The sequence below is a fragment of the Flavobacterium ginsenosidimutans genome, from assembly GCF_003254625.1.
Taxonomy (GTDB): Bacteria; Bacteroidota; Bacteroidia; order Flavobacteriales; family Flavobacteriaceae; genus Flavobacterium; species Flavobacterium ginsenosidimutans.
Genome location: NZ_QJRJ01000064.1, coordinates 38,174 through 64,223, shown reverse-complemented (window position 1 = coordinate 64,223; position 26,050 = coordinate 38,174). Strand labels below are relative to the sequence as shown.

Sequence of the window (26,050 nt, the reverse complement as noted above, 5' to 3'; positions counted from 1 at the left end):
ATTCGAACCTGCGAAGTTCACACAGCAGATTTACAGTCTGCCCTCGTTGGCCGCTTGAGTATCTCCCCTAATTTAAAATTCCATTATTTTAAAGAACCAAATCCAAATCGCATTTGGAATTTTCTGAGCCGATAGAGGGACTCGAACCCACGACCTGCTGATTACAAATCAGCTGCTCTAGCCAGCTGAGCTACATCGGCGAATGCATTAAAAAAGTCCGCTATTTCTAACGGACTGCAAATGTAGCTATTTTATCTTTTAATCAAAACATTTTTTAAAAAAAATTTCAATTAAATGTGTGCTCTAATTTTTTCCTTCCTTTTCACAAGTAAACGTTCTAATGATTCTGCCGAAAGCTCAACCGCTTCTTCAAATGTTTTACACTGTTTTTTTACCAAAAAATCATCACCAGGAACATTAATCTTTATCTCCACCACCTTATTCTCCTTATCACTTGTTCTTTCAACTTTTAAAAAAACATCTGACGAAACCACACGATCGTAGTATTTTTCCAGCTTACCCATTCTTTCTTGGATAAAATCGACCAATTTTCTGTCGACAGTAAAATTAACTGCATGAACATCTACCTTCATAATAAAAATTTTAGGGTTAACATTTAAGAACCATTATTTATTTCTTGGATGCGCGTCTATGTATACCTTTTTAAGTTCCGCCAAACTATTATGAGTATAAACTTGTGTAGAAGCTAAACTAGAATGTCCTAATAATTCTTTAACTGAATTCAAATCTGCCCCATTATTCAAAAGGTGAGTTGCAAAAGTGTGACGTAGCACATGCGGACTTTTTTTTACCTTTTCTGAGACCCTACTAAAGTATGAATTTATTAAACGATAAACAAAAGATTCACTTAATTTTAATCCTTTTTTTGAAACAAAAAAATAGTCACTATCAACCAAATCTTCCAAACCTTCCCTTTCTCTCATATATGAATCCACCTGACTTGCTATAATTGGCAAAACAGGAATAATACGCTCTTTATTTCTTTTCCCTAAAACCTTAATTGTATTAGCAAAACAATCAACATTTTTAATCATTAAATGAATCAATTCTGCACGACGCATTCCAGTAACATAAAGCATCTCAATAATAAGCTTATCCCGCACTTCTTCAAAACCAACAGGATTATCTATTTCTGAAAGCAAATCTTTTAATTCCTTTTCCGAAAAAGGAATCTGAACCGTTTTCGGCGTTTTTAAAGATTTATGTTTCAACATCGGATTAACTTCTATCTGTTTTGATTTTAAGAGAAATTTATAAAAAGCCTTCAAAGACGCCATTTTTCTATTAACCGAAACATTGGAAATATTCTGATCCACCAAAAAAACAATCCAGCTTCGAATTTGACTATAATTCACCAAATCAACACTATCTTGATCAAAAGATTCTTTTACAAAAGACTCAAAAGAAACTACATCATTCAAATATGCCCCTACCGTATGAGGAGAATATTTTTTCTCTAACAAAAGATAATCCTCAAAAGCCTCTTTGTTCGTTTTCATAAAAATCTAAAAATTAAGCATAAAAAAACCGTTAGTATCAAAATTAAAACATTTTGACCACTAACGGTAATTATTTTTGAAAAGCTAATACTAACTCTCTAAACTATCTTTCAAGCCTTGGATGTAAGCAGCTTTTTGAATTTGAGCTCTTTTGATAACAGAAGGCTTAATAAAAGCAGTACGTGCTCTTAATTGACGAACAGTTCCTGTTTTATCAAATTTTCTTTTATAGCGCTTTAATGCTCTATCGATATTTTCTCCGTCTTTAATTGGTATAATTAACATAATATAGACACCTCCTCTCGTTAAGGCTGCAAATGTATATATTAATTATTAATTATGAGTTATAAATTATGAATTATTTTTCTCCTTGGGATTAAAAACAGAAATAAAACCGATTATTCAGACTTAATTCAGTCTTTATACTCTACTATTTCAGCAAATTTCTAGAAATAACAAGCTTTTGAATTTCAGTTGTTCCTTCACCTATGGCGCATAATTTAGAATCTCTGTAGAATTTTTCTACTGGAAAATCTTTGGTATAACCATAACCACCATGAATTTGAACTGCATCATTTGCAATTTTAACACATGCTTCAGAAGCATACATTTTTGCCATAGCGCCAGATGTTGTTACTGGTTTATGCTGTTGTTTTAAGAAAGCAGCTTTATGAAGCAATAATTCCGAAGCTTCAATTTCGGTTGCCATATCTGCCAACTTAAAAGAGATTCCTTGGAAATTACTAATTGGCTGCCCAAACTGATATCTTTCTTTTGAATATTTCAAAGCTGCTTCATAAGCTCCTTTAGCAATTCCTAAAGACAAAGCTCCGATAGAAATTCTTCCTCCATCCAAAATTTTCATAGCCTGAATAAAACCTTCACCAACTTCCCCTAATCTATTTTCATCTGGAACAAGGCAATTATCAAAAACCAATTCGGCTGTTTCGCTAGCTCTCATTCCTAATTTATTCTCTTTTTTACCAGACGAAAAACCTTTCATCCCTTTTTCAAAAACAAAAGCTGTCATTCCTTTAGAATCACCTTTTTCTCCTGTTCGCACTACTACAACAGCAACATCACCAGAAATACCATGCGTAATAAAGTTTTTTGCACCATTTACAATCCAAAGATCTCCATCTTTAACCGCTGTTGTATTCATGCCTCCTGCATCTGAACCTGTATTATGTTCTGTTAGCCCCCAAGCGCCTATAAATTCAGCTGTAGCTAATTTTGGAAGCCATTTTTTCTTTTGTTCTTCATTTCCGAAAGTCAAAATATGATTAGTGCATAAAGAATTGTGCGCAGCGACAGATAATCCAATTGAAGGATCTACTTTTGAAATTTCCTCTATTACGGTAATATATTCGTGATACCCTAAACCTGAACCTCCATATTCTTCTGGAACTAAAACCCCCATGAAGCCCATCTCGCCAAGCTGCTTAAATAAAGGAACTGGAAAAATTTGTGCTTCATCCCATTCCATTATATAAGGTCTAATATTTTTTTCTGCAAAGTCTTTTATAGACTGTGCAATCATTAGCTGTGTTTCGTTGTAATCAAAGTTCATGAGTTAGTTTCTTTTTAGAACTCCAAATATAAACTAATTATTTTTGCTTTTTCAACAGGAAAATCTTTAATTTTTGCTAAATCCTCAATATTATTAAAATTTCCATTCATACTTCTATAAGTTACAATCTGTTTGGCGAGTCCATATCTAAAGTACGAAAACTGGGCTAACTCCTTTAATGATGCCTCGTTTACATTTATTTTCTTCAAAGAAGAAGGAATCACAACTTTAAAATGACTATTTAATTCGTTTACAACTTCGGGCGAAAGTCCCCAAATCTCTTTCATTTGCTCCATTGAAACAAACGAACCTAAAATTTCTTTTTGTTTCAGTATTCGAGACGACAGACCTTCACCAATACCGTAAATTTTCATGAGATCTTCTTGAGTTGCTTGATTAATATCTAATATTTCAAGCTTTTCTTTCTTTGGAAAAGTTCTTTCAACAAATTCTCGTTTCTCTTTTTTAAAATTATTCGGATGTTGTACCCAATCTGGAAATTTGAATAGAGGAGAAATTTTATTAAGCAATGAATCAGAAATCCCCGTAACCTTTTGAAATTCCTCTGCTGAGTTTACATATTTATTTTCTTTACGAAATGCCATTAAGCGGTCAATTTCTTCAACAGACATTCCGAGTTTATATCCTTTATAATCAGAAATAAAATTTGGGTTAAAAAGATAAATTGTAGGCTTTGCATTTTTACTTGTCAATTTCTCCTGATCAATCTCTGATTGAAGAGCAAGCCATTCCTCTTTTTCAGAGCTTATGCTTTCTTTGATATTAAAATCCGATAAGAGATAAAACAATTGTAGTGATACTATAATAATGAAGAGTATAAATACACCTGTTCGCTGTTGTTTGGTAAAGTTGAAAAACTTTTTTAAAGATTTAAAGTGCATGATAAAAAATACTTTTAAAAACAAAATAAGAAAAATCCTTCAAATTTATTAAGAATATTAGTAAGAAAAATTGTTTTTAAAAAATTATCATATCTCTTATAAAACTCTTATTAATTTAATGAATGTCAATACTTAAAGAAAGTTTCTTGAGAGTCCTGTAAAAAAAATAAAGATTTTATAACTTAAAACATGATATTTGTTTTTATTTTTTACAAAAAACAATACATTTGGCACTTAATAACAAATAAACCAATAAAATAGTATGTCAATTTGGAGAGTTAAACCTATATCAGCCTTTGAGGCCGATATGAAAAAAAGTGATTTAAAGAGAGTCCTAGGAAAATGGAGTCTTACTGCCATTGGTGTTGGTGCCATTATCGGTGGAGGAATTTTTGTACTTACAGGTACTGGGGCTTATTATCATGCTGGTCCAGCATTAGCAATTTCGTTTATCATCGCAGGTATTGCTTGTGTTTTTGCGGCTCTCTGCTATTCTGAATTTGCTTCCATTTTACCAGTTGAAGGATCTGCTTATGCATATGCTTATGGTACTATTGGAGAAATTTTTGCCTGGATAATTGGTTGGGGACTTATTCTTGAATACGCTATGGGATCTATGACCGTCGCCGTTTCTTGGTCAGGGTACTTCAATAAATTACTTAAAATGTTTCATATCAAACTCCCAGACTGGCTTACAACAGATCCTGCGAGTTACACTGGAGAAGGTTTCTCTATGAATCTTCCAGCTTTCTTGATCGTTATTTTAGTTATTTCGCTACTTATTAAAGGAACAAAAAGTGCAGCAAAAGCTAATAACGCAATTGTTATTCTTAAAGTATCTGCAGTAATCTTTGTTATTATAGCTGGACTTTTCTTTATTAATACAGCAAACTGGAGCCCATTTATTCCTGAAGCAACACAAATTATTGAAAAAGAAACTACTCACAATGCCTATGGATTTGGAGGGATTGTTTCTGGAGCTGCTGCAATTTTCTTTGCTTACGTTGGTTTCGATGCTGTTTCTACACAAGCAGGAGAAGCTATCAATCCTAAAAAAGATGTTCCTTTTGCTATTATTGCTTCTTTACTAATTTGTACAACTTTATATATTCTTGTTTCTTTAGTATTAACAGGAATGATGAATTACCAAGATTTTAATCCGCTAGGAAAATATCCTGAAGCTATTAAAGCTCCTGTTGCTTATGCTTTTGATATTGCTGGACAAGGATGGGCAGGATTTATTATTACAGTTGCTGCTACAATTGGTTTAGTTTCTGTATTAATGGTAATGATTATGGGACAATCTAGAATTTTCCTTGGAATGTCTAAAGATGGTTTAATTCCTTCTGTTTTCTCTAAAGTAAATCCTATTTCTGGAACACCAAAAACTAACTTAATGATTTTAGGAGGTATTATTGCAACTGTTGCTGCTTTTACTCCAATCAATAAATTAGCAGATATGACAAGTTTCGGTACTTTATTTGCCTTTACAATGGTTTGTATCGCTGTTTGGATTTTGAGAGTAAAACAACCTGGATTAAACAGAACATTTAAAGTTCCTGCTTTACCTGTTATTGCTGTTTTAGGAATTGCAATCAATACTTACTTAATTATCAATTTAAGTATTGATGCTCAATTGTTATCATTAGGATGGCTTGCGATTGGTATTTTAGTTTACTTTGGATACAGTAAACAGAGATCAAGACTTAATGACAAAACTGAAGAATAATATACTATATATTTCAAAAAAGCTCCAAATTTTCATTTGGAGCTTTTTTTATAAATCAAATACTGATGTTCTTTTTGAGCGAATTAAATCCTTTAATCTAATCCAAAAAGCGAGTGTTAAATAAACTCCGAATCCAAGACCTGCTGTAACAAAAGAGATGTAAATAAAAAACAATCTCACACTCGTTACACGCATTCCAAGTTTATCTGCTAATCTTGAAGAAACATGGAAACCATATTTTTCAAAGAAGAATTTAAGTTTTAAAATTGCTGACATCTTTATATTTTAGATTTTAGTACCGAAGCCTAGGGATAGATTTTTAGATTCCTGACTGCTCAGGATTACAAAAGTACAAATTATCTAATTATTTTTAAGCAGCTCTAATCCAATAGCACATTTTAGGCAAGCCTTTCGTTCGCAATATTCGTTTTTAAGCTCAAGCAAAGCTTGGCTTTCAAATGCCGATTGAGACTTTATTCCAAACAAATTAAACTTATCAATGACGGTATTTTTCTCCGAAACTACTTCATTCATAAAATCAATTAAATCTTCAGCAGTTGATTCTGCCATTATATTGGAATAAGCAAATTGAAGCGGGATAATTGTATTTATAATTACCAAATCAATGAAGGACTTAGAAAGCATTTTAGATTTCTTTGGACTTTCTTTATCAAACTGATAATGATTTTGCCAATACGGGGTTGCAGAAACATTTAGCAAACGATATACCGCATCAGCCGATTTTAAACCAATTATTTTTGAAAAAAGATTTTGATGTTTATAATATAAACTCGCCAATTGAGAAAGTCTTACTGTAGGGAAATTATCTGGGCGAAGTTTAAAAAACTGAACAGGATCTACATATGTTTTTTCTATTTGATATTTATGCAACAAATAAAAATAACGGAATCTCAAATCTTTATAATAAACATCTTCTTTTTCTATTTCTAATAAACCAGAAGTTCCGAAAAGCAAGGCTTCTAGATTTTCGACTTCAAAACTCTCTTTTCTAATAACTGAAAACGGAATTGCTTTTGATATTTGCAAGAAAGAATTTCCGTTGGTATTTAATCCAAAATTCTTCGCTAGAAGGCAAAACAAGACCGCTTCCCAATCATTATTGGTTTCTTCCAGTAATTGATAAATAAATTTAGATTTTCGCTCTAAGCGCTCAAAAAACAATCTTTCCTGCCAATTTTTAAAAACAAATCCATCGATTTCTTTTAATTGTCTTTCGCAAGAAATCCAAGTTTTCGGAGAAACTAAAGCATTGTAATTTTCGATTATTTCCTTTGAAACATAATCTTTAAGAACCAAAACAGGAATTTCTGTGTTATTTTCTCTAAAAATAGCAGTATCATTTTCCCAAACTACATGAAGAATAACATTTTTATAAGCAGGATCCTTTTCGTGATTGTGCAAATACCAATCTGAAGATTTTAAATGAATTTCTACATTGCCAGCCCATTTTTGATTTCCAATTTCGATATGCGCATTAAAAAAATCAGGGCCAGAAAGTTCTAAATAATCACCAGTTTTGATAATGGTAATTTGTTCATTTTGAACAGATTTTAAATTCAAGGTATCAAACTTCTTGAATTTCCAGAGATAATGAAGAAAGTCTTCTTTCATTTAGATTTTATAGTATAATTACAAAATCTAAAAATAATCAAATTTTAATATTATTCTTACAAAATGAAAATTATTTAACGAAGCATGTATAATTTGGCACAAGCTCTCGCATCTGATAAAGCTTCGTGATGGTTTAACTGAATGTTCATTTCGCGACAACAGTCACTTAATTTGGTTGGTTTTATACCTTTTCCTTTGTAGATTTTAACAGTACACTCCCATTTTGTAGCAATGTTTAAATCATCATAATTTAAACCATGTAATAGCATTGTCTTCATTAAAACATTTCGGTCAAAACTTTCATTGTGTGCTACAACAACTCTGTTTTTTAGTCTCTTTTCAATCTCAGGATAGATCTGAAAGAACGATTTTGCATTCATGGTATCTTTAGGGTAAATTCCATGAACACGAATAGTAAAAGGATTGTATTCGTTATTTGGCGGTTTAATTAGAGATACAAATTCGTCAACGATAATTCCGTTTTGAACTGTAACAATTCCAACCGAACATGGATGATGACCAGTTGCTGTTTCAAAATCAATTGCTGTAAAATTCATTTTATATTTTTAAAAGACAAATCCATAAATCAAATTGTTTCTCACAATAAGATTTATGGATTAATTTTATTTTAATTCGCTTATTTTATTGCGCCAATAATATCGTATTTGGTAATAATGTGGTGATGTCCATTTCCTAAATCAACCAAAACAGCATCATTTTCTTTTGAAAATAATTTTGAAACTTCTTCAATTGGAGTTCCTAACTTCACAATTGGGAAAGGTTTTCCCATTACTTCTTTAATTGGTTTTTCGGCTACATTTTTATCAGCAACATAACTTCTAAATAAATCCGTTTCGTCAACAGAACCTACAAAACCATTAATATCTACAACTGGAATTTGAGAAATTTTATATTTACGCATACGCTCGATTGCATGCGAAACCAATTCTTCAGTACGAACAACGATTAATTCTTTATCAATATGATCTTTGATTACATCTTCAGCTTTTGTTATGTTTTCTTCTAAGAATCCGCGCTCACGCATCCAATCGTCATTGAACATTTTACCTACATAACGGCTTCCAGAATCGTGAAATAATACCACAACAACATCATCTGGCTTGAAATGCTCTTTTAATTGCAACAAACCTTTAATACAAGCTCCAGCTGAATTTCCAACAAAAATACCTTCTTCTAAAGCAATTTTTCTAGTGTAAACAGCCGCATCTTTATCGGTAACTTTTGTAAATCCATCAATTAGAGAGAAATCTACATTTTTAGGTAAAATATCTTCTCCGATACCTTCTGTTATGTACGAGTAGATTTCGTTTTCGTCAAAGATTCCTGTTTCATGATATTTTTTGAAAACTGAACCATAAGTATCAATTCCCCAGATTTTGATATTTGGGTTTTTCTCTTTCAAATATTTTCCAACCCCAGAAATAGTTCCTCCTGTTCCAACTCCTACTACAAAATGTGTAATTTTCCCCTCTGTCTGTTTCCAGATTTCAGGTCCAGTCTGCTCATAATGCGCCAATGAATTTGACATATTATCGTACTGATTTACATACCATGAATTTGGTGTTTCTTCTGCTAAACGCTTAGAAACCGAATAATATGAACGTGGATCTGTTGGTTCAACATCTGTAGGGCAAACTACAACTTTTGCGCCCACAGCACGAAGAATATCCATTTTTTCTTTTGACTGTTTGTCTGAGATAACACAAATTAATTTGTATCCTTTTACGATTGCAACAAGTGCAAGTCCCATTCCGGTGTTTCCAGAAGTTCCTTCAATAATGGTTCCACCAGGTTTTAATCGTCCATCAGCTTCTGCATCTTCAATCATTTTCACCGCCATTCTGTCTTTTACAGAATTGCCCGGATTAAAGGTTTCGACTTTTGCCAATACTAACGCATCAATTTCAGCAACAATTTTATTGAGCTTTACCAATGGTGTGTTACCAATTGTTTCTAAAATATTATTTGAAAAGTCCATTTTTATTTAAGTTTAATATGTGGTTCTAATTAGTAAGTTTTTATTGGAAGAAATTCCAAACTAAACCAAAACGCAAGACAAAATCACGATAAGGATTGTGTGGCGCTGCATAATAATTACTTTGCGAGAACAAAGCATTAAAATGTTCTGCTTTTAAATAAAAGCGAGTTTGGCGGATTCTAGCATTTATGAAAAAATCGAATGTTGCAAAACCGCCTGTTTTTTTCTCTTGCTGTACAAAAAATTCAGCAATAACAGGATTATAATCATCTCCATAATATTTCGTAAGATAATTAAATACAAGCCCTGTTTGCATGTATAATGCTTTTTTAAAGAAATGATTTGAATAATAAAATGTATTTCTAGTTACAAAATCAGGCACATTTAAAATTAAATCTGACTGATCTACTTTTTGGTATAAAAGTGTATTATCTAATGCAAATTTTCCAAATTTGAATTCGCGGCTAGCTTTTATTTCCAAATAATTAATCACATTTCCATATTGAAATGGCTTCACTATTTGCTCACCACTTGCCTTTTGCTCATCGTTTGCAGCATCTGTAAAATACAAATGATCTTTCAATACTGTATATTGAACTTGTCCTGTTAACCAAGGAGTTGTAATTTCTGCACTAAGCGAGTTAATTTTTTCATTTTTAAAATCGTTCGACCAGTTGTATGAAACCCAACTACTTTGATACAAATTATAATTATTATTTGGCAGTTTGTTGATGTTACGATATCTAAAATCAAATTTAATTTTATCACTCATATCGTATCTCAACTTAGCATCTAAATCTGAAAGCGACTGATTTGTAATTGATCTTGAATACAAAAATCTACCATTCCACTTATTTTTCTGATACTCATATTGCGCACCAAAATTATTGAACTGTAAATACAAATTGTCCGGAACTGCATTTCCTAAACTGTCTACAATAATTCGCTCATACTTGTAGTTTGATCTGTAATCGTCTACAAAAAATATAAACTTACCTAAAAGCGAATTTTCGTAAGCCGCTCCAACTTTGTTATAAAGTCGTTCATATTTAGTATGGTCGTTCATATTGCTAGTTACATACGAATCGCCGAAACGCTGTACACGTGTACTTACGTTGTCGTTATCTGTAACTGTAGAAATTATCGTTGGCTGTTTATATTCGTACCCTTTGTTCTCGTAATTAAACTGATGCGTTATGTATAAATTATTGCTTCCATCTTTTGGATTTACCCTGAATGCATGATCAAAAAATAATCTTCGCCCTTTTAACATCGATTCTGCATCAGTCAAATAAACTTGCAACCTTTGTCTGTTTTTATAATCTTGATTATCGCTTTCAAAATTTGAATCGTTTGTAATCCCACCATTTTCTTCGTTCATAATATCTTGGTAGGTATAGTGAGCATTAATTGCATAACGTCTGCTGGTTGTAGCATAACTTGCTGTCATTCTGAAATTTCCAGCACTAACCAATTGATTGTTATAGTCTCCTTCAGATCTTAACCCTTTATATGCAATTGAGAAATTAAGATTTTTAGAAACGTTTAATGTTATAAAAGAATCTACATTTTGCCCTTTATTAATCGTTGTGTTAAAAAACAATTCTGTAAACGGTGTTGCTGCAGAATAATATCTTATTTGATCTGCCTGCATGTAATTAGAATGTTTTCCGCTGAAACCAATCTCTGGATATGGCGAAAAACTAGTCAAACTATACTGTAATGTATTTAAAGGTTGTCCGATATTAGAAAATTCTTGAAGTCCAAAAAGATCTTTTCTAAGATGATTTTGTCTGTAAGCACTTTTAATAGTCAGAGACGTATCTACATAAATCGTATCGTGTTCTAGTGTAACAATTTTATACTGATCAATTGTTGCTATTTTTTGTTTTTTCTTTTTTACGGTATCTGTAATACTAGAATATTCCGTATTCATATCTAAATTACCTTTAGGAGCAGGTTTTTTTACTTGAGAAAACAATAAAGTTGGTACAACTAATAGATATAGAAAAATGAATATTCTCATTTGATGGCTTTGTATAAATTTATTTTGACAAATTTGCTAAGCAAAGGTAAATTATAAAAACAAATAAAGAAAAAAACACTCCATTTTATATAATTGCCTTGGCTGACAGTACGAAAACGAATATTTTTGCTGAAAATTTCATCTAATTTGTTATTAAAAACCTAAAAAAATGCTCGAAAAAAATTTCTCAGGATTTGTTTTAGAAACTGGAACAGACGAAGCTGGCAGAGGCTGTCTCGCAGGTCCAGTTACTGCTGCAGCTATAATTTTACCAGAACATTTTGAAAATGCAATTTTAAATGACAGTAAGCAATTATCAGAAAAAGCAAGAGCTCTTTTAAGGCCTATTATAGAAAAAGAAGCTTTGTGTTATGCTGTTACTCATTTGTTCCCAGATGAAATTGACGAAATAAATATTCTTAATGCTTCGATGAAAGGAATGCAAGAATGCATTTTGAAATTAAAACATACTCCAGAATTTATTATTGTCGATGGAAATCGCTCTTTAAATGCCAAACTTGGACTTAAAAATACTTTTGGAAAACAATTTTCTCAAGAAGAGATTACGCTTTTAAAATCGATTCCAAATCAGAGTATTATAAAAGGTGATGGTAAATATTTAAGCATTGCCGCAGCATCTGTTTTGGCTAAAACATATCGCGATGAATATATGGATCAAATTCATGAAGAATTCCCGATGTACAACTGGAAACAAAACAAAGGGTATCCAACAAAAGAGCACCGTGAAGCTATCAAAGAATTTGGAACCACAAAATATCATAGAATGAGTTTTAGACTTTTACCAGAACAGCTAGAACTCGATTTATTTTAATAAAAAAAACGACCTATTTAGGTCGTTTCTATTTTTAACTAATTACTAGTCACTATTTGCTATTCACTAATCACTTCTTACTTTTCAAAAACTCAGCAAATTGTTTTGTATCATAATAAAACGGTCTTACTGCTGTAATTTTTCCGTCTTTTAAATCGAAATGTTCTGAAATAGGAACCGACATTGTTTTACCTGATTTTTTAGCTTTACAGCTTATTGTAAAATAAATGATAACTTCATTTTTAGAAACATCGCTAAAATAAGTTGGTTCTTTCTCTATTTGTAAATCAAAAAACTCTGTTGATTTTGTGAACATTTTAGTCCATTCGCTAAAACCAATATAAGTTCCTCCGTAAGGTAAACCTGTTGCTTGACTGTAAACTGCGCCATCTGCTACTACCGTAGCCAAAGCATCAAAATCTCTTGTTTTAAAAAGGCTTTCGTAATATTTTGCTACTACTTTTAAGTTATCGGCTTCTAAGTTTTTCAAAATATCCGCTTCAGATAGAGCTGCTCCTTTATCCCAAAACCCAATAATTTTACTTACTTGCCCTTTGCCATTTAAACGTGCAAAATCTCGGCCAGCCATTATAAGATTGTTTTTAGAATCAAGAATTTTCCATTCCCAGGTTACATAATTGTCTTTTACAATTTTGGTTCCCGACGTTAAAACTGCATCTGGATTCTTTTTGTAAAATTCGTTAATAACATTATTAAATGCGGCAATTCCTTTTGTAGATGCAGACGGATCTTCAAAAGTACTGTCTTCTAACCAAATCAATTTAATTAGTTTTAATCTGGCATCACTGTTTTTTTCCTGCCACACTTTTTCATAAACCGTAATCGGATATAATTTATCTTTCTTTTGAGCAAAAAGACCATTAAGAATAAAAAGAAAACATAATAAGTAGATTTTTCTCATAAGCAATGAAATTAGATTTGATTAAACTTTATTAGTAATATTTCAAATTTAGCATAAATACTGGCGGGAATTACAAAAGTTGCGCAATTTGCCATCCTTTCAAAATCTTAACTTTTGCCAAATAGTTTTTAAAACTTTTGAATACTATTTTAGAAAAAAACAGCTTTCTATCTAAATATTGAAATCCCATTTCTAGGCAAAAAACACTTTGGTTATCCTGAAATAGGCTTGTTTTATTGGAAGAAAATAAAAAAACCGTCTCAAAAAACTTGAAACGGTTTATATTTTTAGAAGATTATTTAAACAAATTCAGCTTCAAATAGTTCTTTTAAATGTTTGATGATTTTTGATTTTACTTCTTCTTCATCTACTTTTTCTACGCCGAGTTCGACGTTTAATGATGTAACGCCTTTTCCGCGAATGCCACAAGGAATAATATTGTCAAAATATCCTAAATCGACATTTACGTTTAAAGCAAATCCGTGCATAGTTACCCAGCGTGAAGCACGAACGCCCATTGCGCAGATTTTGCGTGCAAACGGAGTTCCAACACCAAGCCAAACTCCGGTTTCTCCTTCGCTCCTGCCCGATTCCAAGCCGTATTCTGCTAGAGTTAGAATAATTGATTCTTCTAAAAAACGCAAGTATTTATGAATATCGGTAAAAAAATTTTCTAAGTCAAGTATCGGATAACCTACAATTTGTCCAGGTCCATGATACGTAATATCACCGCCACGATTGATTTTATAAAAAGTCGCTCCTTTGGCCTCTAATTGTTTTTCGTTTAATAACAAGTTTTCAAGATCGCCGCTTTTTCCTAAAGTATAAACGTGAGGATGCTCAACAAATAATAAATAATTTGGTGTTGGCAGATCAAGTTCTTCTCTTCTGTTCTTGATTTTTAAATCGACTATGTCCTTAAAAATTTCTTCCTGATATTCCCAAGTCGATTTATAATCTCTTTTTCCCAGATCCTGAAGTTGGATTTTTTTATTCATTTTAATTATTTTTCAAACTCAACATCAAAGTTTAGTTTGTCAGGATTCTCCATATAATCCGTAAAAGTGTATTGAATTGTAATTGATTTGCGATCGTCGCTAAATAAAGCCGTTGGGTTAGAGACTTTCTTTATTTTTTTTGGAAAATGGTATTTCACGATATAACTAGATGAAGCAAACATCATTTTAGACATATCTCCAGCAGAATCTTTTACTTTTGCTGCCTTTTTCTGCTGATCGATAACTGCTTTTCGTGTAAATTTCTTTCCGTCATAAGAATAACTTAAGTTACTGCCATTATCTCCAAAACCGTTTCCAAGCGGATTTGCTGCTGCACCTCCTTCTAATTTTTGAAATGTGCTTAAAGTTTGTAAAATATCTTGCAGTTCGTTTACATTTTTAAAATCAGTTGCCATTGTCATTAGAAACTGCTTTTTCTCTGAACTCATTTTTGTAGATACTACAAAATTCTCCAGTTTTTTAAGCTCTTTCTGTGTTTCTGGCGATAACTTAGCGATACTGTCTTTTTTCTCTTCAAATACTTGTTTGAAAGTAAAAGTAGTATCAACATCTTTTTTAGCGTCTCCCATTTGACCTGCGATTTGATCACCAGCCATTTCCATTAATGCAGAACCATCCATGTCTACAGAGAATTTTCCAGTTCCGTTATCGTTGATGTAAATGTTTTCAGTGAAAGTACAGCTTGTTAATGTCGCTAATAAAAAAGAAAAACTAAGTAATTTATATAATTTCATCATTTGCAATTTTTTATCAAATATACGAACTTTTTAGGTTCTGAGATTCTAAGCTACTAACTTGCTAAGTTCATAAATTCTGAAGCCCACAATCTTTTATTATTCTAAAACTACTTCTAGATCTATACTTTCGGGATTTCTTGAAAAATCTGAAAGCAAAAATTCTAAGGTTAGAGATTTTTTTGTCTGGGCTCACAACCGCATTTGAATTAGAAACTGATTTTATTTTAAAGAGGAGAAGGTTCTAAGAAGCTAAGATATTAAGTTTTTTTTCGTTTATTTCTTACAGGAATATTTTATTCAAAATAAAAAACATCGAAACCAAAACGTCTTATGAAAACGAAAACATCTAATCTAGCCCCGATAGAAGTGGTATCTTTTTTTTGGCTTCTTTAGCCAGAAAAAGATACAAGCGGATAGCGGGACAAAACTTTCATGAAAAAACGGAAAATTTCTGCTGCAAAAAACCTTAACACTTTGAGTTGAAACTTGAAACAAAAATTTTATCTTTGCACACTTAAAAAAATAGCACAAAATGGCATTATCAGAACAAGAAATCATTAGAAGAGAAAAACTTCAGAACTTACGCAACTTAGGAATCAATCCTTATCCGGCTAATCTTTTTCCTGTAAATCATACATCTAAGCAGATAAAGGAGTCATTTGAAGAGGGTAAGAAGGTTATCGTTGCGGGACGTTTAATGAGTGTTCGTGATCAAGGTAAAGCTTGTTTTGCTGAATTACAAGACAGCGAAGGACGTATTCAATTGTACGTAAACCGCGATGTTTTGTGTGAAGGTGACGATAAAACTTTGTACAACCAAGTATTCAAAAAATTAACCGATTTAGGTGATTTTATTGGTATTGAAGGAGAATTGTTCACTACACAAGTTGGTGCAAAATGTATTCGTGTAAGCGGATTTACTTTCTTGAGTAAAACGTTACGTCCGTTACCATTACCAAAAGTTGACGAAGAAGGAAATGTGCACGATGCTTTCAACGACGCTGAATTGCGTTACAGAATGCGTTATGTAGATTTAACTGTAAATCCGCAGGTTAAAGAAACTTTCATCAAACGTACCAAGTTGTTTACTGCAATGCGTGGTTATTTTAATGACGCTGGATATTTGGAAGTTGATACTCCAGTTTTACAGTCAATTCCTGGTGGAGCTTCGGCAAGACCATTTATCACGCACCATAATTCGCTTGATATTCCGCTTTACATGCGTATTGCGAATGAGTTATACTTAAAAAGATTAATTGTTGGTGGATTTGAAGGTGTTTATGAGTTCTCTAGAAACTTCCGTAACGAAGGAATGGACAGAACGCATAATCCTGAGTTTACTGCAATGGAAATATATGTAGCTTACAAAGACTACAACTGGATGATGGAGTTTGCTGAAGGTTTATTAGAGCATTGTGCAATTGCTGTTAATGGAACTAGCGAAGTTACTTTTGGCGAGCACACAATCAACTTTAAAGCACCTTATGCTCGTGTTACGATGACTGATTCTATCAAACATTTTACTGGTTTTGATATTTCTGGAAAAACAGAACAAGAATTGTTTGAAGCAGCAAGAGGAATGGGAATCGAGGTTGACGAAACAATGGGTAAAGGAAAATTAATTGATGAGATTTTTGGAGCAAAATGTGAAGGAAATTATATTCAGCCAACTTTCATTACTGATTATCCAAAAGAAATGTCTCCGCTTTGTAAAGAGCACCGCGATAATCCAGATTTGACTGAGCGTTTTGAGTTAATGGTTTGCGGAAAAGAAATCGCAAATGCTTATTCTGAATTAAATGACCCAATCGATCAAAGAGAACGTTTTGAAGACCAAATGCGTTTGGCTGCAAAAGGTGATGATGAAGCAAATGGAATTATCGATGAAGATTTCTTAAGAGCTCTTGAATACGGTATGCCTCCAACTTCTGGAATGGGAATTGGAATGGATCGTTTGATTATGTATTTAACAAACAACGCTTCTATTCAGGAAGTTTTATTGTTCCCTCAAATGCGTCCTGAGAAAAAACAAGCTCAGATTGAACTTTCTGATGAAGAAAAATTCATCATTGACTTGCTTACCAAAAATGAAAATAGAATGGATTTAACGCAACTAAAAATTACAGCTAACTTAAGCGGTAAAAAATGGGATGCTTCTATGAAAAACTTATCTAAACACGGTTTAACTAAAGTTGTCGTTGACGGCGAGTTTAAATTTGTGGAACTAGTTGGATAAATTCCAAAATTGAAATTCCAAATTCCAAGTTGGATTTTATAATATTTCAAACCCGACAGGTTTAAAAAACCTGTCGGGTTTAGTTTTTCCTAAAAATCACAATTTAAAACGAATACTTCTCTAATTTCTTACCTTGAATATCCAAAACCTTTGTACTCTCTTTTGGAACATCGCCTTTTATGACTTGCTGAACAGACGGATTGGACGGATATTTTCCATCTTTAATTTTTAAAAGATGAAATTTCCCTCCACTTTGAAATATCAAATCATAAAATTTTTCTGTTGATGAAGTCGTCACATAAATTGGAAAATCTGTTACAGTGAAACGATTTATTACACTTCCGTCATTCTTCAAAATATAACCAGAACAACCTCCACTTCCGCAGAAATAAGAGTTTGAGAAACCAACAAAATATTCGTTTTTATTATCGTTATTTAAATCAAAAGCATCATAATAAAAATAACGATCGTCTTTTGTCAGCGCAGGAATATCATTCTTTAATAAAACCAGTAATTGTTTACGGATTAACTCTACTGCTTTATCTTCTTTTGAAGTAACTTCGCTTAAATCTGCTGTTCCTCCAAGTGTTTTAGACAAGGTATCTTGAACAATTGTTTTTACAATATTTTTCGAATTGTCTTTATTTTGACAGGAATAGAATGCCAAAATTGCAATTAAAATCAGAATTTTATTTTTCATAATCTGATAGTTTAAATTCATGATAACTTACACTAGCAACGCTGTTTTATTCTCTATATCATTCTGTGTCAATAATGATTTTATATTATTAAAAGTTACCAATGCAATCTGAGTCAAAGCTTCGTTGGTAAAAAATGCTTGATGCGCCGTTACCAAAACATTCGGAAAACTCATTAAACGCTGAATCGCATCGTCCTGAATAATATCTGCGGATAAATCTCTAAAGAATAATTTTTCCTCTTGTTCGTAAACGTCAATTCCTAAATAACCTATTTTCCCTTCTTTTAAACCTTCAATAACCGATGCTGTTTCTATCAATCCGCCACGGCTGGTATTTATAATCATGACGCTTTCTTTCATAAAAGAAATTGAAGTTTTATTAATAACGTGTTTCGTCTGATCGTTCAGCGGACAATGAAGTGAGATAATATCGCTTGATTTAAATATTTCTTCTAAACCAACAAAAGAAACGCCGTCCTTTTTCATTTCATCACTTTCAACAATATCATACGCCAAGACTTTACAGCCAAAGCCCAATGCAATTTTAGAAAATGCTTTTCCGATATTTCCAGTTCCAATAATTCCGATTGTCTTCCCGAATAAATCAAAACCTAATAATCCGTTTAAAGAAAAATTCTGCTCACGAACTCTGTTATAGGCTTTATGCGTTTTTCTGTTTAAAGTTAGAATCATGGCCATTGCATGTTCGGCAACCGCCTGAGGAGAATACGCAGGAACTCGACAGACTTTTATATTGTATTTTTTAGCAGCTTCTAAATCGACATTATTAAATCCGGCGCAACGTAAAGCAATTATTTTTACTTTTTTTTCTGCTAATTGTTTAATGACGACTTCGTTTACAATGTCATTCACAAAAACACAGACAATTTCACATTCTTCAATTAATGCAACTGTCTGAGCATTTAATTGTGTTTCAAAAAAGTCAAGCTGAAAACCAAAATTTTCATTGTACTTATTGAAGAATGTTTTATCGTAGGGCTGAGTAGAAAAAAAGGCGATTTTATTATTTGTTGAATCCATAGAAATTTGATTTTGAATGGTTTCTTAAAATTAAGGAATTTATTTCAAATCTCTTTTATGAAGTACAAATCAATCATTTTTATTTTTGCGAACAACATTATTGAATTAGTCCGTTGAAAACTGCCTACCTCAGCAGGATAAAAATCTCCTTTAGATAAAAACTCTCTCAATTTATATTCAATATATTCTCTCATTTCTTCAGTGATCCAAAGCTTTATTGAATCTTTATTATAAAAAATAAAATCATCTTCTTTAATTATAAATATTTGCAATAAAATATTTTCTGAGCTTTCTAATGCTTCAGTTTCAATCTCTACCTCATCATGTACATTCAGAGATTTAATCTTATTAAGAAAATCAAATGCACTTTTCTCATTAAAGATAAAATGCAAAGAACTAAAAACAAGTTTTATTTTTGGTAACATAACTTTATTTAAAAGCACTAAAAAAAATCTCTTGCAACTTTTATTTGTGGAAATTCTATTTCAATTTCTTTATTATTTGTAATGTCTTCTAATTGGAGCTTTTTGTCTTGAACTATAAACCTAATCACTTTTCTTTCCTTTGTAAAAAAGACACCAAACTCTCTGTCATTTTCATCCTCACAATAGGAAATCAATAATAAATTATGTATATTAAGATTTGATTCTTTAATTAATTCTTTTAAATCCAACCATTCTTCATTTAAAAGCTCAGTTAATTCTAATATTTCTTCTTTATACAACTCAATTTCTTTTGTATCCATTCATCTTTATATTTTATCTACAAATAATTTACAAATCTAAGTGACCACATTCTTTTAAGCTACCCCAACAAGTTATAATTATAACATTTAAAGTTTAGGCACTATTTATAAAATTCTATTTTGTTAAATAAACTATAATTCTGACAATCAAATTAAACCAATCGAATCTAAAAAAGTCTAACCTTCTATAACAATTAAAAAAACTTAAACCATGAAAAAATTATTTATCGCTGCAATGTTATTTGTTGGAATAGCAAGTTTTGCACAAGGACAAAAGGAAAAATTAACGCCAGAGCAGCGTAATGAAAAACAGTTGCAAAAATTAACTACAGAATTAAATCTGGATGCTAATCAGCAAGCTCAAGTAAAACAGCTTTTAGCAGACAGAAGCGCAAAAGCTGAAAAACTAAGAGATGCTCGTCAAGAACAAAAAGAAAGCGGTACAAAACCAACTGCTGCAGAAAGAGATGCTTTTAAAAAGGAAATGATGGCCGAGAAAGAAGCAAACGATGCTAAAATGAAATCGATTTTGAATGCTGACCAATACACAAAATGGAAAACCATTCAGGAAGAAAACAAAGACAAAGCAAGAGAGAAAATAAAAGAATACAGAAAAGATAACAACTAATATAAAGAGGCTAGTAAGCCTCTTTTTTATTTCTAAACATTCTTTAAACTTTCCTTAATAGTTTCTGTTAAATAAAAGATAAACATGAAAACACCATTAAACCTAATAATTTGAACGAAGTCTAATTGCTATAAACCTTTTATAAAACGAATTATGAAAAAATTATTTATTGCAGCTTTATTATTTGTTGGAATAGTAAGTTTTGCGCAGGACATCAATCAGAAACCGGCACGTGATCAAAGAGAAAAATTAACTCCAGAACAACGTAACGAGAAATATTTACAAAAATTAACTTCCGATTTGAGTTTGGATAAAAAACAGCAAGAACAGGTAAAACAGCTTATCGCAGAAAAAAGTGCTAAAGCTGAAAAGTTTAAACAGAACCGAAAAGACAGTAAAACACCTCCAACTGCTGAAGAAAAAGCAGCTTTCAAAAAACAAATGGATGCAGACAAAGCGGACAATGATGCTAAAATGAAAGCAATTTTAAATGCTGATCAATACACAAAATGGACGGCTCTAAAAAAAGAGCACAAAGGTGATCATAGAGGGAAAGATCACAAATCACCGCAAGAACGTGATCAGGCGCATTTGCAAAAACTGACAACTGATTTAAACTTAAATGCAGATCAGCAAAAACAGGTTAGCGAACTTTTATCTGACAGAAGCACAAAAATGGCAATGCTTAAAAAAAGCAGAAAAGATTCTGACGTAAAACCAACTGACGCAGAAAAGAAAGCCATGAAAAAACAAATGGAAGAAGATCATAAAGCTTATGATGCTAAAATGAAATCTATTTTGACTGCTGACCAATATAAAAAATGGACTGCGATTCAAAAAGAACATAAAGACAAAATGAAAGAACACAAAAAAGACAAAAAATAATTTTGGTTAAAAAAATAAAAGGAGGCTTAAAGCCTCCTTTTTTATTAAAATGATTTCGATACTTTATCAATCGCATTGATTGTGAAATCTAAATCTTCATAAGTCAATGCATCTGTAATAAACCACGTTTCGTATGCAGATGGCGCGATGTAAACCCCTTCTTGCAATAATCCGTGGAAGAATTTTTTAAATGTTTCGTTATCCCCTTTTGCTGCGGTTTGGAAATCTGTAACTGGATTTGCATCAAAGTGAACAGAAATCATAGAACCTACTCTATTGATTGTGAAAACAACGTTATTTGCTTTTAAAACTCTATCGATTCCTGCTTCTAAATAAGCTGTTTTTTCTTCTAAACGTGTAAAAATTTCTCTGTCATTATCAAGAGCTTTCAGCATCGCCAATCCAGCAGCCATTGCTAAAGGATTTCCAGATAATGTTCCTGCCTGATAAACTGGTCCAAGAGGCGCTAAATAATTCATGATTTCTTCGCGTGCTGCAAAAGCCCCAACAGGAAGTCCGCCACCAATTACTTTTCCGAAAGTTACAATATCAGCATCAACTCCATATAATTCCTGAACTCCTCCACGTGCTAAACGGAAACCTGTCATTACCTCATCAAAAATCAGTAAAATTCCGTTTGCTGTACACAAATCTCTTAATCCTTGCAAGAAACCTTTTGCAGGCGGAATACAACCCATATTTCCTGCAACTGCTTCGATAATAATCGCTGCAATTTCTCCTTTATTAGCTTCGATTAAAGTTTTTACGTTCTCTAAATCATTGTATTTAGCCAATAAAGTATCTTTTGCAGTTCCTTCTGTAACGCCTGGACTATTTGGAGATCCAAAAGTTACAGCTCCACTTCCCGCCTGAATTAAGAATGAATCAGAATGTCCGTGGTAACAGCCAGCAAATTTGATGATTTTATCTCTTTTTGTAAATCCACGAGCTAGACGAATCGCGCTCATACAAGCTTCTGTTCCTGAATTTACAAAACGTATTTTATCAATATTCGGAACCATAGAAACAGCCAAAGCTGCAATTTCAGTTTCCAATTCTGTCGGCATTCCGAATGAAGTTCCCAGTTTTGCTTTTTCGATTACAGCATCAACAACTGGCTGATAAGCGTGACCCAAAACCATTGGTCCCCAAGAGTTGATGTAATCTATTAATTTGTTCCCGTCTTCATCATATAAATAAGCACCTTTAGCACTTTTTACAAAAATCGGAGTTCCGCCAACGGCTTTAAATGCTCTTACTGGTGAATTTACTCCTCCTGGAATTACTTTTTCTGCTTCAGCAAAAAGCTGACTACTTCTTTTATATAACATTCTTATTTTAGATTTTAGAATTCAGATTTTAGATTAAAACTGAAAACTTATTTTGATTTTAGATTAATTTCATCAGAACTGAAAACTGAGACTGAGACTGAAAACTTATTTCACTTTCAACCTCTGTCCTATTGAAATGGCATTATCGGTTAGATTATTTTTCTTTTTCAAATCTTCAACCAATAAATTGAATTTTTTTGAAATGGAATATAGCGTATCTCCTTTTTGAACCTCATACATATTTGGATCGTATTGACTCATATTGATCTTTGGATCAGAAGCGACGTCATAAGATGATTGTTTTGTTGGAGCCGAAGTATTAATTGGCACATAGCTTCTTCCTGTAACCTGACAATCATATTGATGAAGATTGTATCTTTCAATATAACTGATCAATTTATCTGGATATTTCGGATCTGTTGCATAACCTGCTGCTCTCAAACCTTTTGCCCAAGCTTTATAATCGTCTTTTTCGTAAGTAAATAAGGTAGCATATCGCTTTTTTCCAACCAAAAACAAGGCATGATCTCTATAGGATTCCGATGCCTGAGGATATTTTCTAAAACATTCCTGAGCTGAGTCATCGTCGTGACGAACACTTTCTCCCAACCAATCATTATGACATTTAATTCCAAAATGATTATTAGCATCTACAGCTAAATCTCCTCTTCCTGCTCCCGATTCTAAAATTCCTTGAGCCAAAATAATACTTGCAGGAATTCCGTAAGTTTTCATGTTTCCCATTGCAATATCTTTGTACTGCAAAACATAATTATTGATTAAATCACTTGTAACAACGGTTTTGGAAGTAGATTGAATAACCTCAGTTGTATTATTTGTAGAAGGATAATTTTTTCCTATTGGCTTGGCTGGAGTATTTCTTTTTGCTGATGCAGTCCTGGCTTGAACTGCTGCCGCTTTTTTAGTCGTCGCAATGGCAGGCTTACTAGAAGAGCAGCTTGCTAAAGCTAATATTACGAGAAGTAATACAATTTTTTTAATCATTTGTTTTGAGTATTGGTAATTTCTTCTGCTTCAATTTTATATTCATTCCGTCAATTCCCTGCAATCCGCCTGTGTGAATGAGTAAAATTTTTGAATGTGGAGGAAAATAATTTTTGCTAATTAAATCTATAACGCCAAAAACCATCTTTCCTGTATAAATTGGATCTAAAGGCACTTTATTTTCTTCAAAAAAAGAATTGATAAATTCAATTAATTCTAAATTTATCTTGCCATAACCTCCAAAATGATAGTCAGAAATTAAATTCCAGTTATCTTTTTTTGCAAAAATACGAATTTCATCGGTTAAAAAGTCACCTTTTAACACTGGAAAGCCCAAAATTTTCTGATTTTGCAGCGAACTATTAATTAATCCCGAAATCGTGCCGCCTGTTCCAACTGCACAACAAACGTAATTAAAAACCGAATCTTCGTCGGTTAAAATCTCCTCGCAACCTTTTACAGCCAATTCGTTTGTTCCGCCTTCGGGAACTAAATAAAAATCGCCAAACTTCTCTTTTAGCTTTTCTATATAAGAAGTTTCGCTTTTTAAACGATATTCTTCTCTCGAAACAAATTCAAATTGCATTCCGTTTTCCTGAGCAAATTTCAAGGTTGGATTTTCTTCTATTTTATCCAAAAGTTCATCGCCTCGAATTATTCCGATGGTTTTAAAACCTTGTTCTTTTCCTGCATAAGCAACAGCTGCGATATGATTAGAAAACGCACCGCCAAAAGTCAATAAAGTTGTTTTAATTTCGGCTTTCGCCTGAAGTAAATTGTATTTCAGTTTTCTGAATTTATTTCCTGAAACAAAAGGATGAATAAGATCTTCCCTTTTTATGGTCAGTAAAATATCGTTTGGAAAATTGATATTTATATTTTGATTAAAGACTGGATTCATTTTAATTTGATGTAATGTAGAAACTGAAAAAATGATCTATTTTTCAGATAATTTAAATCGTTTTCTTTTGTGTAAGCTTCTCTTTCAAAACTAATATTTCGGTAAGCCAAATCTTTGTTTTGGTATTGAATTAAACGAATTAAAAATTCCAAAACGTACCAAATAAAGAATGGCAGAACTAACATTTCTAGCTGTTGTCTCAAATGTATTTTTTCATGATTTACGAAAGTTCCATTTGCTTTGTCAAAATCATATTTAACCAAAACAAAAGGAAATACAGCCATTCCACGATATCCTTTCGGAATTAAATATTTAGCAACAATCAGAAACATTGGCTGTAAAATTTATAAATTTGTAGCTATAAAATTGTTCGATTTGAATAAAATCATAATCAAATATTTATATTTTTGATTTTAGTTTATCCAAAAAAGAGCGCGAAGCAGATTTATGAAAGAGCAAAGTAATGAAAATAAATTAATCGAAGGTGAAGATTTTTATTATACGCCTGAAGGTTACAAATGCTTTACTGAAAAACATCATTTAAAACGTGGTTATTGCTGTAAAAGCGGTTGTCGTCACTGTCCGTATGGATATGATAAAAAAACAGGAAGAATAAATAAAAATTAGAATACCACAAATGAAGGTTTTTATAAATAAAAATATACCCGAAGCAGGCATTAAACTGCTTCAAGATAAAGGCATTAATTTTACGATAAATCCAACAGAGAATGTTTTATCAAGAGAAGAACTTATTAAATTCTGTAACGAAAATGATGCTCTTCTTAACGTTGGATCGAATAATTTAGATGAAGATTTTTTTCAGCAATGTCCCAATTTAAAGGGGATTGCTTTGTTTTCTGTCGGATTTGATTCGGTTAATATTCCGTCGGCAAATAGCAGAAAAATTCCTGTTGGAAATACGCCTGATGTTTTAAGCAGAGCTACATCGGATGTTGCATTTTTATTGATGCAGAGTGTTGCGAGAAAGTCATTTTTCAATCATAAAAGAATTCTAAATAATGATTGGGGAAGTTTTGATCCTTTGGCCAATTTAGGACAAGAACTTTACGGTAAAACGCTGGGAATTTTCGGTTTGGGAAGAATTGGTTTTGAAATGGCTAAAAAATGTAAGGCCGCATTCGGAATGAACATTATTTACCACAATCGTTCTCATAATGAAACTGCCGAAAAAGAACTGGATGCGAAATATGTAAATTTTGAAACGTTACTTTCACAAAGTGATGTTTTGAGTGTTCATTCGAATTATACAGAAGAGAACAACGAAATTTTCAATAAAAATGCTTTTGCTAAAATGAAACGCAATGCTATTTTCATCAACACTGCAAGAGGAAAATTTCAAAATGAAAAAGATTTGTTTGATGCTTTAACTAATGATATAATTTGGGGCGCTGGACTTGATGTGACGAACCCAGAACCTATGAAACCAGACAATCCGTTATTATCACTTTCTAATTGTTGCATTTTACCACATATTGGTTCTGCAACTTATGAAGCTAGAAATGCAATGGCGGTTTGTGCAGCACAAAATATAATTGCTCTTTTTGAAGGTAAAAAAATGCCGTTTTGTGTTAATGAGGAAGTTTATATTTAAATTTCAAGTTTAAAATTCCAAATTCCAATCTGAAATCAACAATCTAAAATGTAAAATGTAAAGATGGATATTCGTTCA

At 32.2% G+C, this 26,050-nt stretch carries 28 protein-coding genes and 1 tRNA gene; 7 read left to right on the top strand and 22 right to left on the bottom strand.

The features are described from left to right. Positions 1-126: 126 nt before the first annotated feature. The 6 genes from DM444_RS02335 to DM444_RS02310 form a co-directional block, all read right to left on the bottom strand. Positions 127-200: transfer RNA gene (locus tag DM444_RS02335), tRNA-Thr, on the bottom strand. A 90-nt stretch (positions 201-290) separates the two neighbouring features. Then, positions 291-593 (bottom strand): ribosome hibernation-promoting factor, HPF/YfiA family, encoded by a 303-nt coding sequence (gene hpf, locus DM444_RS02330; RefSeq protein ID WP_008466930.1) that lies wholly within the window; start codon positions 591-593, stop codon positions 291-293. A gap of 33 nt (positions 594-626) precedes the next feature. Beyond that, the gene (locus DM444_RS02325; RefSeq protein WP_111283595.1) at positions 627-1,520 is read right to left on the bottom strand and encodes a tyrosine-type recombinase/integrase; all 894 of its coding nucleotides are present in this window, start codon (positions 1,518-1,520) and stop codon (positions 627-629) included. 90 nt (positions 1,521-1,610) lie between these two features. Then, positions 1,611-1,805 carry a 30S ribosomal protein S21 gene (rpsU, locus tag DM444_RS02320; RefSeq protein ID WP_026730435.1) on the bottom strand — a complete coding sequence of 65 codons (195 nt, stop codon included), beginning with the start codon at positions 1,803-1,805 and terminating at the stop codon, positions 1,611-1,613. A gap of 145 nt (positions 1,806-1,950) precedes the next feature. Next, positions 1,951-3,090: an acyl-CoA dehydrogenase family protein gene (locus DM444_RS02315; RefSeq protein WP_111283593.1), complete on the bottom strand. Its 1,140-nt coding sequence runs from the start codon at positions 3,088-3,090 to the stop codon at positions 1,951-1,953. Positions 3,091-3,104: 14 nt separating this feature from the next. Continuing rightward, positions 3,105-3,992, bottom strand: coding sequence for a helix-hairpin-helix domain-containing protein (locus DM444_RS02310; protein WP_111283591.1), 888 nt, complete (start codon positions 3,990-3,992; stop codon positions 3,105-3,107). A 262-nt stretch (positions 3,993-4,254) separates the two neighbouring features. Between DM444_RS02310 and DM444_RS02305 the strand changes: the two genes are divergently transcribed. Continuing rightward, the gene (locus tag DM444_RS02305) at positions 4,255-5,721 is read left to right on the top strand and encodes an APC family permease (RefSeq protein WP_111283589.1); all 1,467 of its coding nucleotides are present in this window, start codon (positions 4,255-4,257) and stop codon (positions 5,719-5,721) included. A 48-nt stretch (positions 5,722-5,769) separates the two neighbouring features. On the opposite strand, the gene DM444_RS02300 is transcribed toward DM444_RS02305, so the two are convergent. The 5 genes from DM444_RS02300 to DM444_RS02280 form a co-directional block, all read right to left on the bottom strand. After that, positions 5,770-5,997 (bottom strand): PspC family transcriptional regulator, encoded by a 228-nt coding sequence (locus tag DM444_RS02300; RefSeq protein WP_008466940.1) that lies wholly within the window; start codon positions 5,995-5,997, stop codon positions 5,770-5,772. A gap of 84 nt (positions 5,998-6,081) precedes the next feature. After that, positions 6,082-7,353 carry a DUF2851 family protein gene (locus tag DM444_RS02295; RefSeq protein WP_111283587.1) on the bottom strand — a complete coding sequence of 424 codons (1,272 nt, stop codon included), beginning with the start codon at positions 7,351-7,353 and terminating at the stop codon, positions 6,082-6,084. 74 nt (positions 7,354-7,427) lie between these two features. Next, entirely contained in the window at positions 7,428-7,910 is a 483-nt protein-coding gene (locus DM444_RS02290; protein ID WP_111283585.1) for a 3'-5' exonuclease, read from the bottom strand. An 80-nt stretch (positions 7,911-7,990) separates the two neighbouring features. Then, a complete protein-coding gene (locus tag DM444_RS02285) occupies positions 7,991-9,352 on the bottom strand; it encodes a pyridoxal-phosphate dependent enzyme (RefSeq protein WP_111283583.1) in 1,362 nt (453 codons plus the stop codon). 40 nt (positions 9,353-9,392) lie between these two features. Continuing rightward, the gene (locus DM444_RS02280; protein WP_111283581.1) at positions 9,393-11,378 is read right to left on the bottom strand and encodes a putative porin; all 1,986 of its coding nucleotides are present in this window, start codon (positions 11,376-11,378) and stop codon (positions 9,393-9,395) included. 169 nt (positions 11,379-11,547) lie between these two features. Here DM444_RS02280 and DM444_RS02275 point away from each other — a divergent pair, with 169 nt between their 5' ends. Then, on the top strand, positions 11,548-12,210 hold the full coding sequence (locus tag DM444_RS02275) for a ribonuclease HII (protein WP_111283579.1): 663 nt from the start codon (positions 11,548-11,550) through the stop codon (positions 12,208-12,210). A 70-nt stretch (positions 12,211-12,280) separates the two neighbouring features. Here the strand turns inward: DM444_RS02275 and DM444_RS02270 are convergent, their stop codons facing one another. From DM444_RS02270 to DM444_RS02260, 3 genes are all read right to left on the bottom strand, one after another. Continuing rightward, a complete protein-coding gene (locus DM444_RS02270; protein ID WP_111283577.1) occupies positions 12,281-13,132 on the bottom strand; it encodes a nuclear transport factor 2 family protein in 852 nt (283 codons plus the stop codon). A gap of 299 nt (positions 13,133-13,431) precedes the next feature. Further along, entirely contained in the window at positions 13,432-14,130 is a 699-nt protein-coding gene (lipB, locus tag DM444_RS02265; protein ID WP_111283575.1) for a lipoyl(octanoyl) transferase LipB, read from the bottom strand. A 5-nt stretch (positions 14,131-14,135) separates the two neighbouring features. Further along, a complete protein-coding gene (locus DM444_RS02260; RefSeq protein WP_239455563.1) occupies positions 14,136-14,888 on the bottom strand; it encodes a hypothetical protein in 753 nt (250 codons plus the stop codon). A gap of 532 nt (positions 14,889-15,420) precedes the next feature. Here DM444_RS02260 and lysS point away from each other — a divergent pair. After that, positions 15,421-17,124, top strand: a complete 1,704-nt coding sequence (lysS, locus tag DM444_RS02255) for a lysine--tRNA ligase (RefSeq protein ID WP_111283571.1) — start codon at positions 15,421-15,423, stop codon at positions 17,122-17,124. Positions 17,125-17,227: 103 nt separating this feature from the next. Here the strand turns inward: lysS and DM444_RS02250 are convergent, their stop codons facing one another. Genes DM444_RS02250 through DM444_RS02235 form a run of 4 tightly spaced genes read right to left on the bottom strand, consistent with a single transcriptional unit; the run spans position 17,228 to position 19,610 of the window. Continuing rightward, a complete protein-coding gene (locus tag DM444_RS02250; RefSeq protein WP_111283569.1) occupies positions 17,228-17,824 on the bottom strand; it encodes a hypothetical protein in 597 nt (198 codons plus the stop codon). Between the two features lie 27 nt (positions 17,825-17,851). Continuing rightward, positions 17,852-18,865, bottom strand: a complete 1,014-nt coding sequence (locus DM444_RS02245) for a 2-hydroxyacid dehydrogenase (protein ID WP_111283567.1) — start codon at positions 18,863-18,865, stop codon at positions 17,852-17,854. Between the two features lie 44 nt (positions 18,866-18,909). Next, entirely contained in the window at positions 18,910-19,290 is a 381-nt protein-coding gene (locus tag DM444_RS02240; RefSeq protein ID WP_111283565.1) for a hypothetical protein, read from the bottom strand. Between the two features lie 17 nt (positions 19,291-19,307). Next, complete coding sequence (locus DM444_RS02235) at positions 19,308-19,610, bottom strand: hypothetical protein (RefSeq protein WP_111283563.1); 303 nt, start codon at positions 19,608-19,610, stop codon at positions 19,308-19,310. Between the two features lie 211 nt (positions 19,611-19,821). Here DM444_RS02235 and DM444_RS02230 point away from each other — a divergent pair, with 211 nt between their 5' ends. Both DM444_RS02230 and DM444_RS02225 read left to right on the top strand, forming a co-directional pair. Next, entirely contained in the window at positions 19,822-20,238 is a 417-nt protein-coding gene (locus DM444_RS02230; protein WP_111283561.1) for a hypothetical protein, read from the top strand. Positions 20,239-20,391: 153 nt separating this feature from the next. Further along, on the top strand, positions 20,392-21,123 hold the full coding sequence (locus DM444_RS02225) for a DUF4890 domain-containing protein (RefSeq protein WP_111283559.1): 732 nt from the start codon (positions 20,392-20,394) through the stop codon (positions 21,121-21,123). A gap of 44 nt (positions 21,124-21,167) precedes the next feature. On the opposite strand, the gene hemL is transcribed toward DM444_RS02225, so the two are convergent. The 4 genes from hemL to DM444_RS02205 all read right to left on the bottom strand — a co-directional run bounded on the left by hemL (position 21,168) and on the right by DM444_RS02205 (position 24,692). Continuing rightward, positions 21,168-22,454, bottom strand: coding sequence for a glutamate-1-semialdehyde 2,1-aminomutase (hemL, locus tag DM444_RS02220; protein WP_111283557.1), 1,287 nt, complete (start codon positions 22,452-22,454; stop codon positions 21,168-21,170). A gap of 105 nt (positions 22,455-22,559) precedes the next feature. Then, positions 22,560-23,459, bottom strand: a complete 900-nt coding sequence (locus DM444_RS02215; RefSeq protein ID WP_111283556.1) for a glucosaminidase domain-containing protein — start codon at positions 23,457-23,459, stop codon at positions 22,560-22,562. After that, positions 23,452-24,360 carry a 1-aminocyclopropane-1-carboxylate deaminase/D-cysteine desulfhydrase gene (locus DM444_RS02210; RefSeq protein ID WP_111283554.1) on the bottom strand — a complete coding sequence of 303 codons (909 nt, stop codon included), beginning with the start codon at positions 24,358-24,360 and terminating at the stop codon, positions 23,452-23,454. The genes DM444_RS02215 and DM444_RS02210 overlap by 8 nt, the downstream gene beginning before the upstream one ends. Next, positions 24,357-24,692, bottom strand: a complete 336-nt coding sequence (locus DM444_RS02205; RefSeq protein WP_111283552.1) for an FHA domain-containing protein — start codon at positions 24,690-24,692, stop codon at positions 24,357-24,359. The genes DM444_RS02210 and DM444_RS02205 overlap by 4 nt, the downstream gene beginning before the upstream one ends. A 115-nt stretch (positions 24,693-24,807) precedes the next feature. Here DM444_RS02205 and DM444_RS02200 point away from each other — a divergent pair, with 115 nt between their 5' ends. Next, positions 24,808-24,987, top strand: coding sequence for a DUF5522 domain-containing protein (locus DM444_RS02200; RefSeq protein ID WP_095928730.1), 180 nt, complete (start codon positions 24,808-24,810; stop codon positions 24,985-24,987). A gap of 10 nt (positions 24,988-24,997) precedes the next feature. Next, a complete protein-coding gene (locus DM444_RS02195) occupies positions 24,998-25,972 on the top strand; it encodes a 2-hydroxyacid dehydrogenase (RefSeq protein WP_111283550.1) in 975 nt (324 codons plus the stop codon). Positions 25,973-26,050 lie beyond the last annotated feature (78 nt).

What these genes read in the sequence shown, in the direction of transcription:
- hpf (WP_008466930.1), bottom strand. Translation starts at nt 593, where the DNA reads ATGAAGGTAGATGTTCATGCAGTTAATTTTACTGTCGACAGAAAATTG.
- DM444_RS02325 (WP_111283595.1), bottom strand. Translation starts at nt 1,520, where the DNA reads ATGAAAACGAACAAAGAGGCTTTTGAGGATTATCTTTTGTTAGAGAAA.
- rpsU (WP_026730435.1), bottom strand. Translation starts at nt 1,805, where the DNA reads ATGTTAATTATACCAATTAAAGACGGAGAAAATATCGATAGAGCATTA.
- DM444_RS02315 (WP_111283593.1), bottom strand. Translation starts at nt 3,090, where the DNA reads ATGAACTTTGATTACAACGAAACACAGCTAATGATTGCACAGTCTATA.
- DM444_RS02310 (WP_111283591.1), bottom strand. Translation starts at nt 3,992, where the DNA reads ATGCACTTTAAATCTTTAAAAAAGTTTTTCAACTTTACCAAACAACAG.
- DM444_RS02305 (WP_111283589.1), top strand. Translation starts at nt 4,255, where the DNA reads ATGTCAATTTGGAGAGTTAAACCTATATCAGCCTTTGAGGCCGATATG.
- DM444_RS02300 (WP_008466940.1), bottom strand. Translation starts at nt 5,997, where the DNA reads ATGTCAGCAATTTTAAAACTTAAATTCTTCTTTGAAAAATATGGTTTC.
- DM444_RS02295 (WP_111283587.1), bottom strand. Translation starts at nt 7,353, where the DNA reads ATGAAAGAAGACTTTCTTCATTATCTCTGGAAATTCAAGAAGTTTGAT.
- DM444_RS02290 (WP_111283585.1), bottom strand. Translation starts at nt 7,910, where the DNA reads ATGAATTTTACAGCAATTGATTTTGAAACAGCAACTGGTCATCATCCA.
- DM444_RS02285 (WP_111283583.1), bottom strand. Translation starts at nt 9,352, where the DNA reads ATGGACTTTTCAAATAATATTTTAGAAACAATTGGTAACACACCATTG.
- DM444_RS02280 (WP_111283581.1), bottom strand. Translation starts at nt 11,378, where the DNA reads ATGAGAATATTCATTTTTCTATATCTATTAGTTGTACCAACTTTATTG.
- DM444_RS02275 (WP_111283579.1), top strand. Translation starts at nt 11,548, where the DNA reads ATGCTCGAAAAAAATTTCTCAGGATTTGTTTTAGAAACTGGAACAGAC.
- DM444_RS02270 (WP_111283577.1), bottom strand. Translation starts at nt 13,132, where the DNA reads ATGAGAAAAATCTACTTATTATGTTTTCTTTTTATTCTTAATGGTCTT.
- lipB (WP_111283575.1), bottom strand. Translation starts at nt 14,130, where the DNA reads ATGAATAAAAAAATCCAACTTCAGGATCTGGGAAAAAGAGATTATAAA.
- DM444_RS02260 (WP_239455563.1), bottom strand. Translation starts at nt 14,888, where the DNA reads ATGATGAAATTATATAAATTACTTAGTTTTTCTTTTTTATTAGCGACA.
- lysS (WP_111283571.1), top strand. Translation starts at nt 15,421, where the DNA reads ATGGCATTATCAGAACAAGAAATCATTAGAAGAGAAAAACTTCAGAAC.
- DM444_RS02250 (WP_111283569.1), bottom strand. Translation starts at nt 17,824, where the DNA reads ATGAAAAATAAAATTCTGATTTTAATTGCAATTTTGGCATTCTATTCC.
- DM444_RS02245 (WP_111283567.1), bottom strand. Translation starts at nt 18,865, where the DNA reads ATGGATTCAACAAATAATAAAATCGCCTTTTTTTCTACTCAGCCCTAC.
- DM444_RS02240 (WP_111283565.1), bottom strand. Translation starts at nt 19,290, where the DNA reads ATGTTACCAAAAATAAAACTTGTTTTTAGTTCTTTGCATTTTATCTTT.
- DM444_RS02235 (WP_111283563.1), bottom strand. Translation starts at nt 19,610, where the DNA reads ATGGATACAAAAGAAATTGAGTTGTATAAAGAAGAAATATTAGAATTA.
- DM444_RS02230 (WP_111283561.1), top strand. Translation starts at nt 19,822, where the DNA reads ATGAAAAAATTATTTATCGCTGCAATGTTATTTGTTGGAATAGCAAGT.
- DM444_RS02225 (WP_111283559.1), top strand. Translation starts at nt 20,392, where the DNA reads ATGAAAAAATTATTTATTGCAGCTTTATTATTTGTTGGAATAGTAAGT.
- hemL (WP_111283557.1), bottom strand. Translation starts at nt 22,454, where the DNA reads ATGTTATATAAAAGAAGTAGTCAGCTTTTTGCTGAAGCAGAAAAAGTA.
- DM444_RS02215 (WP_111283556.1), bottom strand. Translation starts at nt 23,459, where the DNA reads ATGATTAAAAAAATTGTATTACTTCTCGTAATATTAGCTTTAGCAAGC.
- DM444_RS02210 (WP_111283554.1), bottom strand. Translation starts at nt 24,360, where the DNA reads ATGAATCCAGTCTTTAATCAAAATATAAATATCAATTTTCCAAACGAT.
- DM444_RS02205 (WP_111283552.1), bottom strand. Translation starts at nt 24,692, where the DNA reads ATGTTTCTGATTGTTGCTAAATATTTAATTCCGAAAGGATATCGTGGA.
- DM444_RS02200 (WP_095928730.1), top strand. Translation starts at nt 24,808, where the DNA reads ATGAAAGAGCAAAGTAATGAAAATAAATTAATCGAAGGTGAAGATTTT.
- DM444_RS02195 (WP_111283550.1), top strand. Translation starts at nt 24,998, where the DNA reads ATGAAGGTTTTTATAAATAAAAATATACCCGAAGCAGGCATTAAACTG.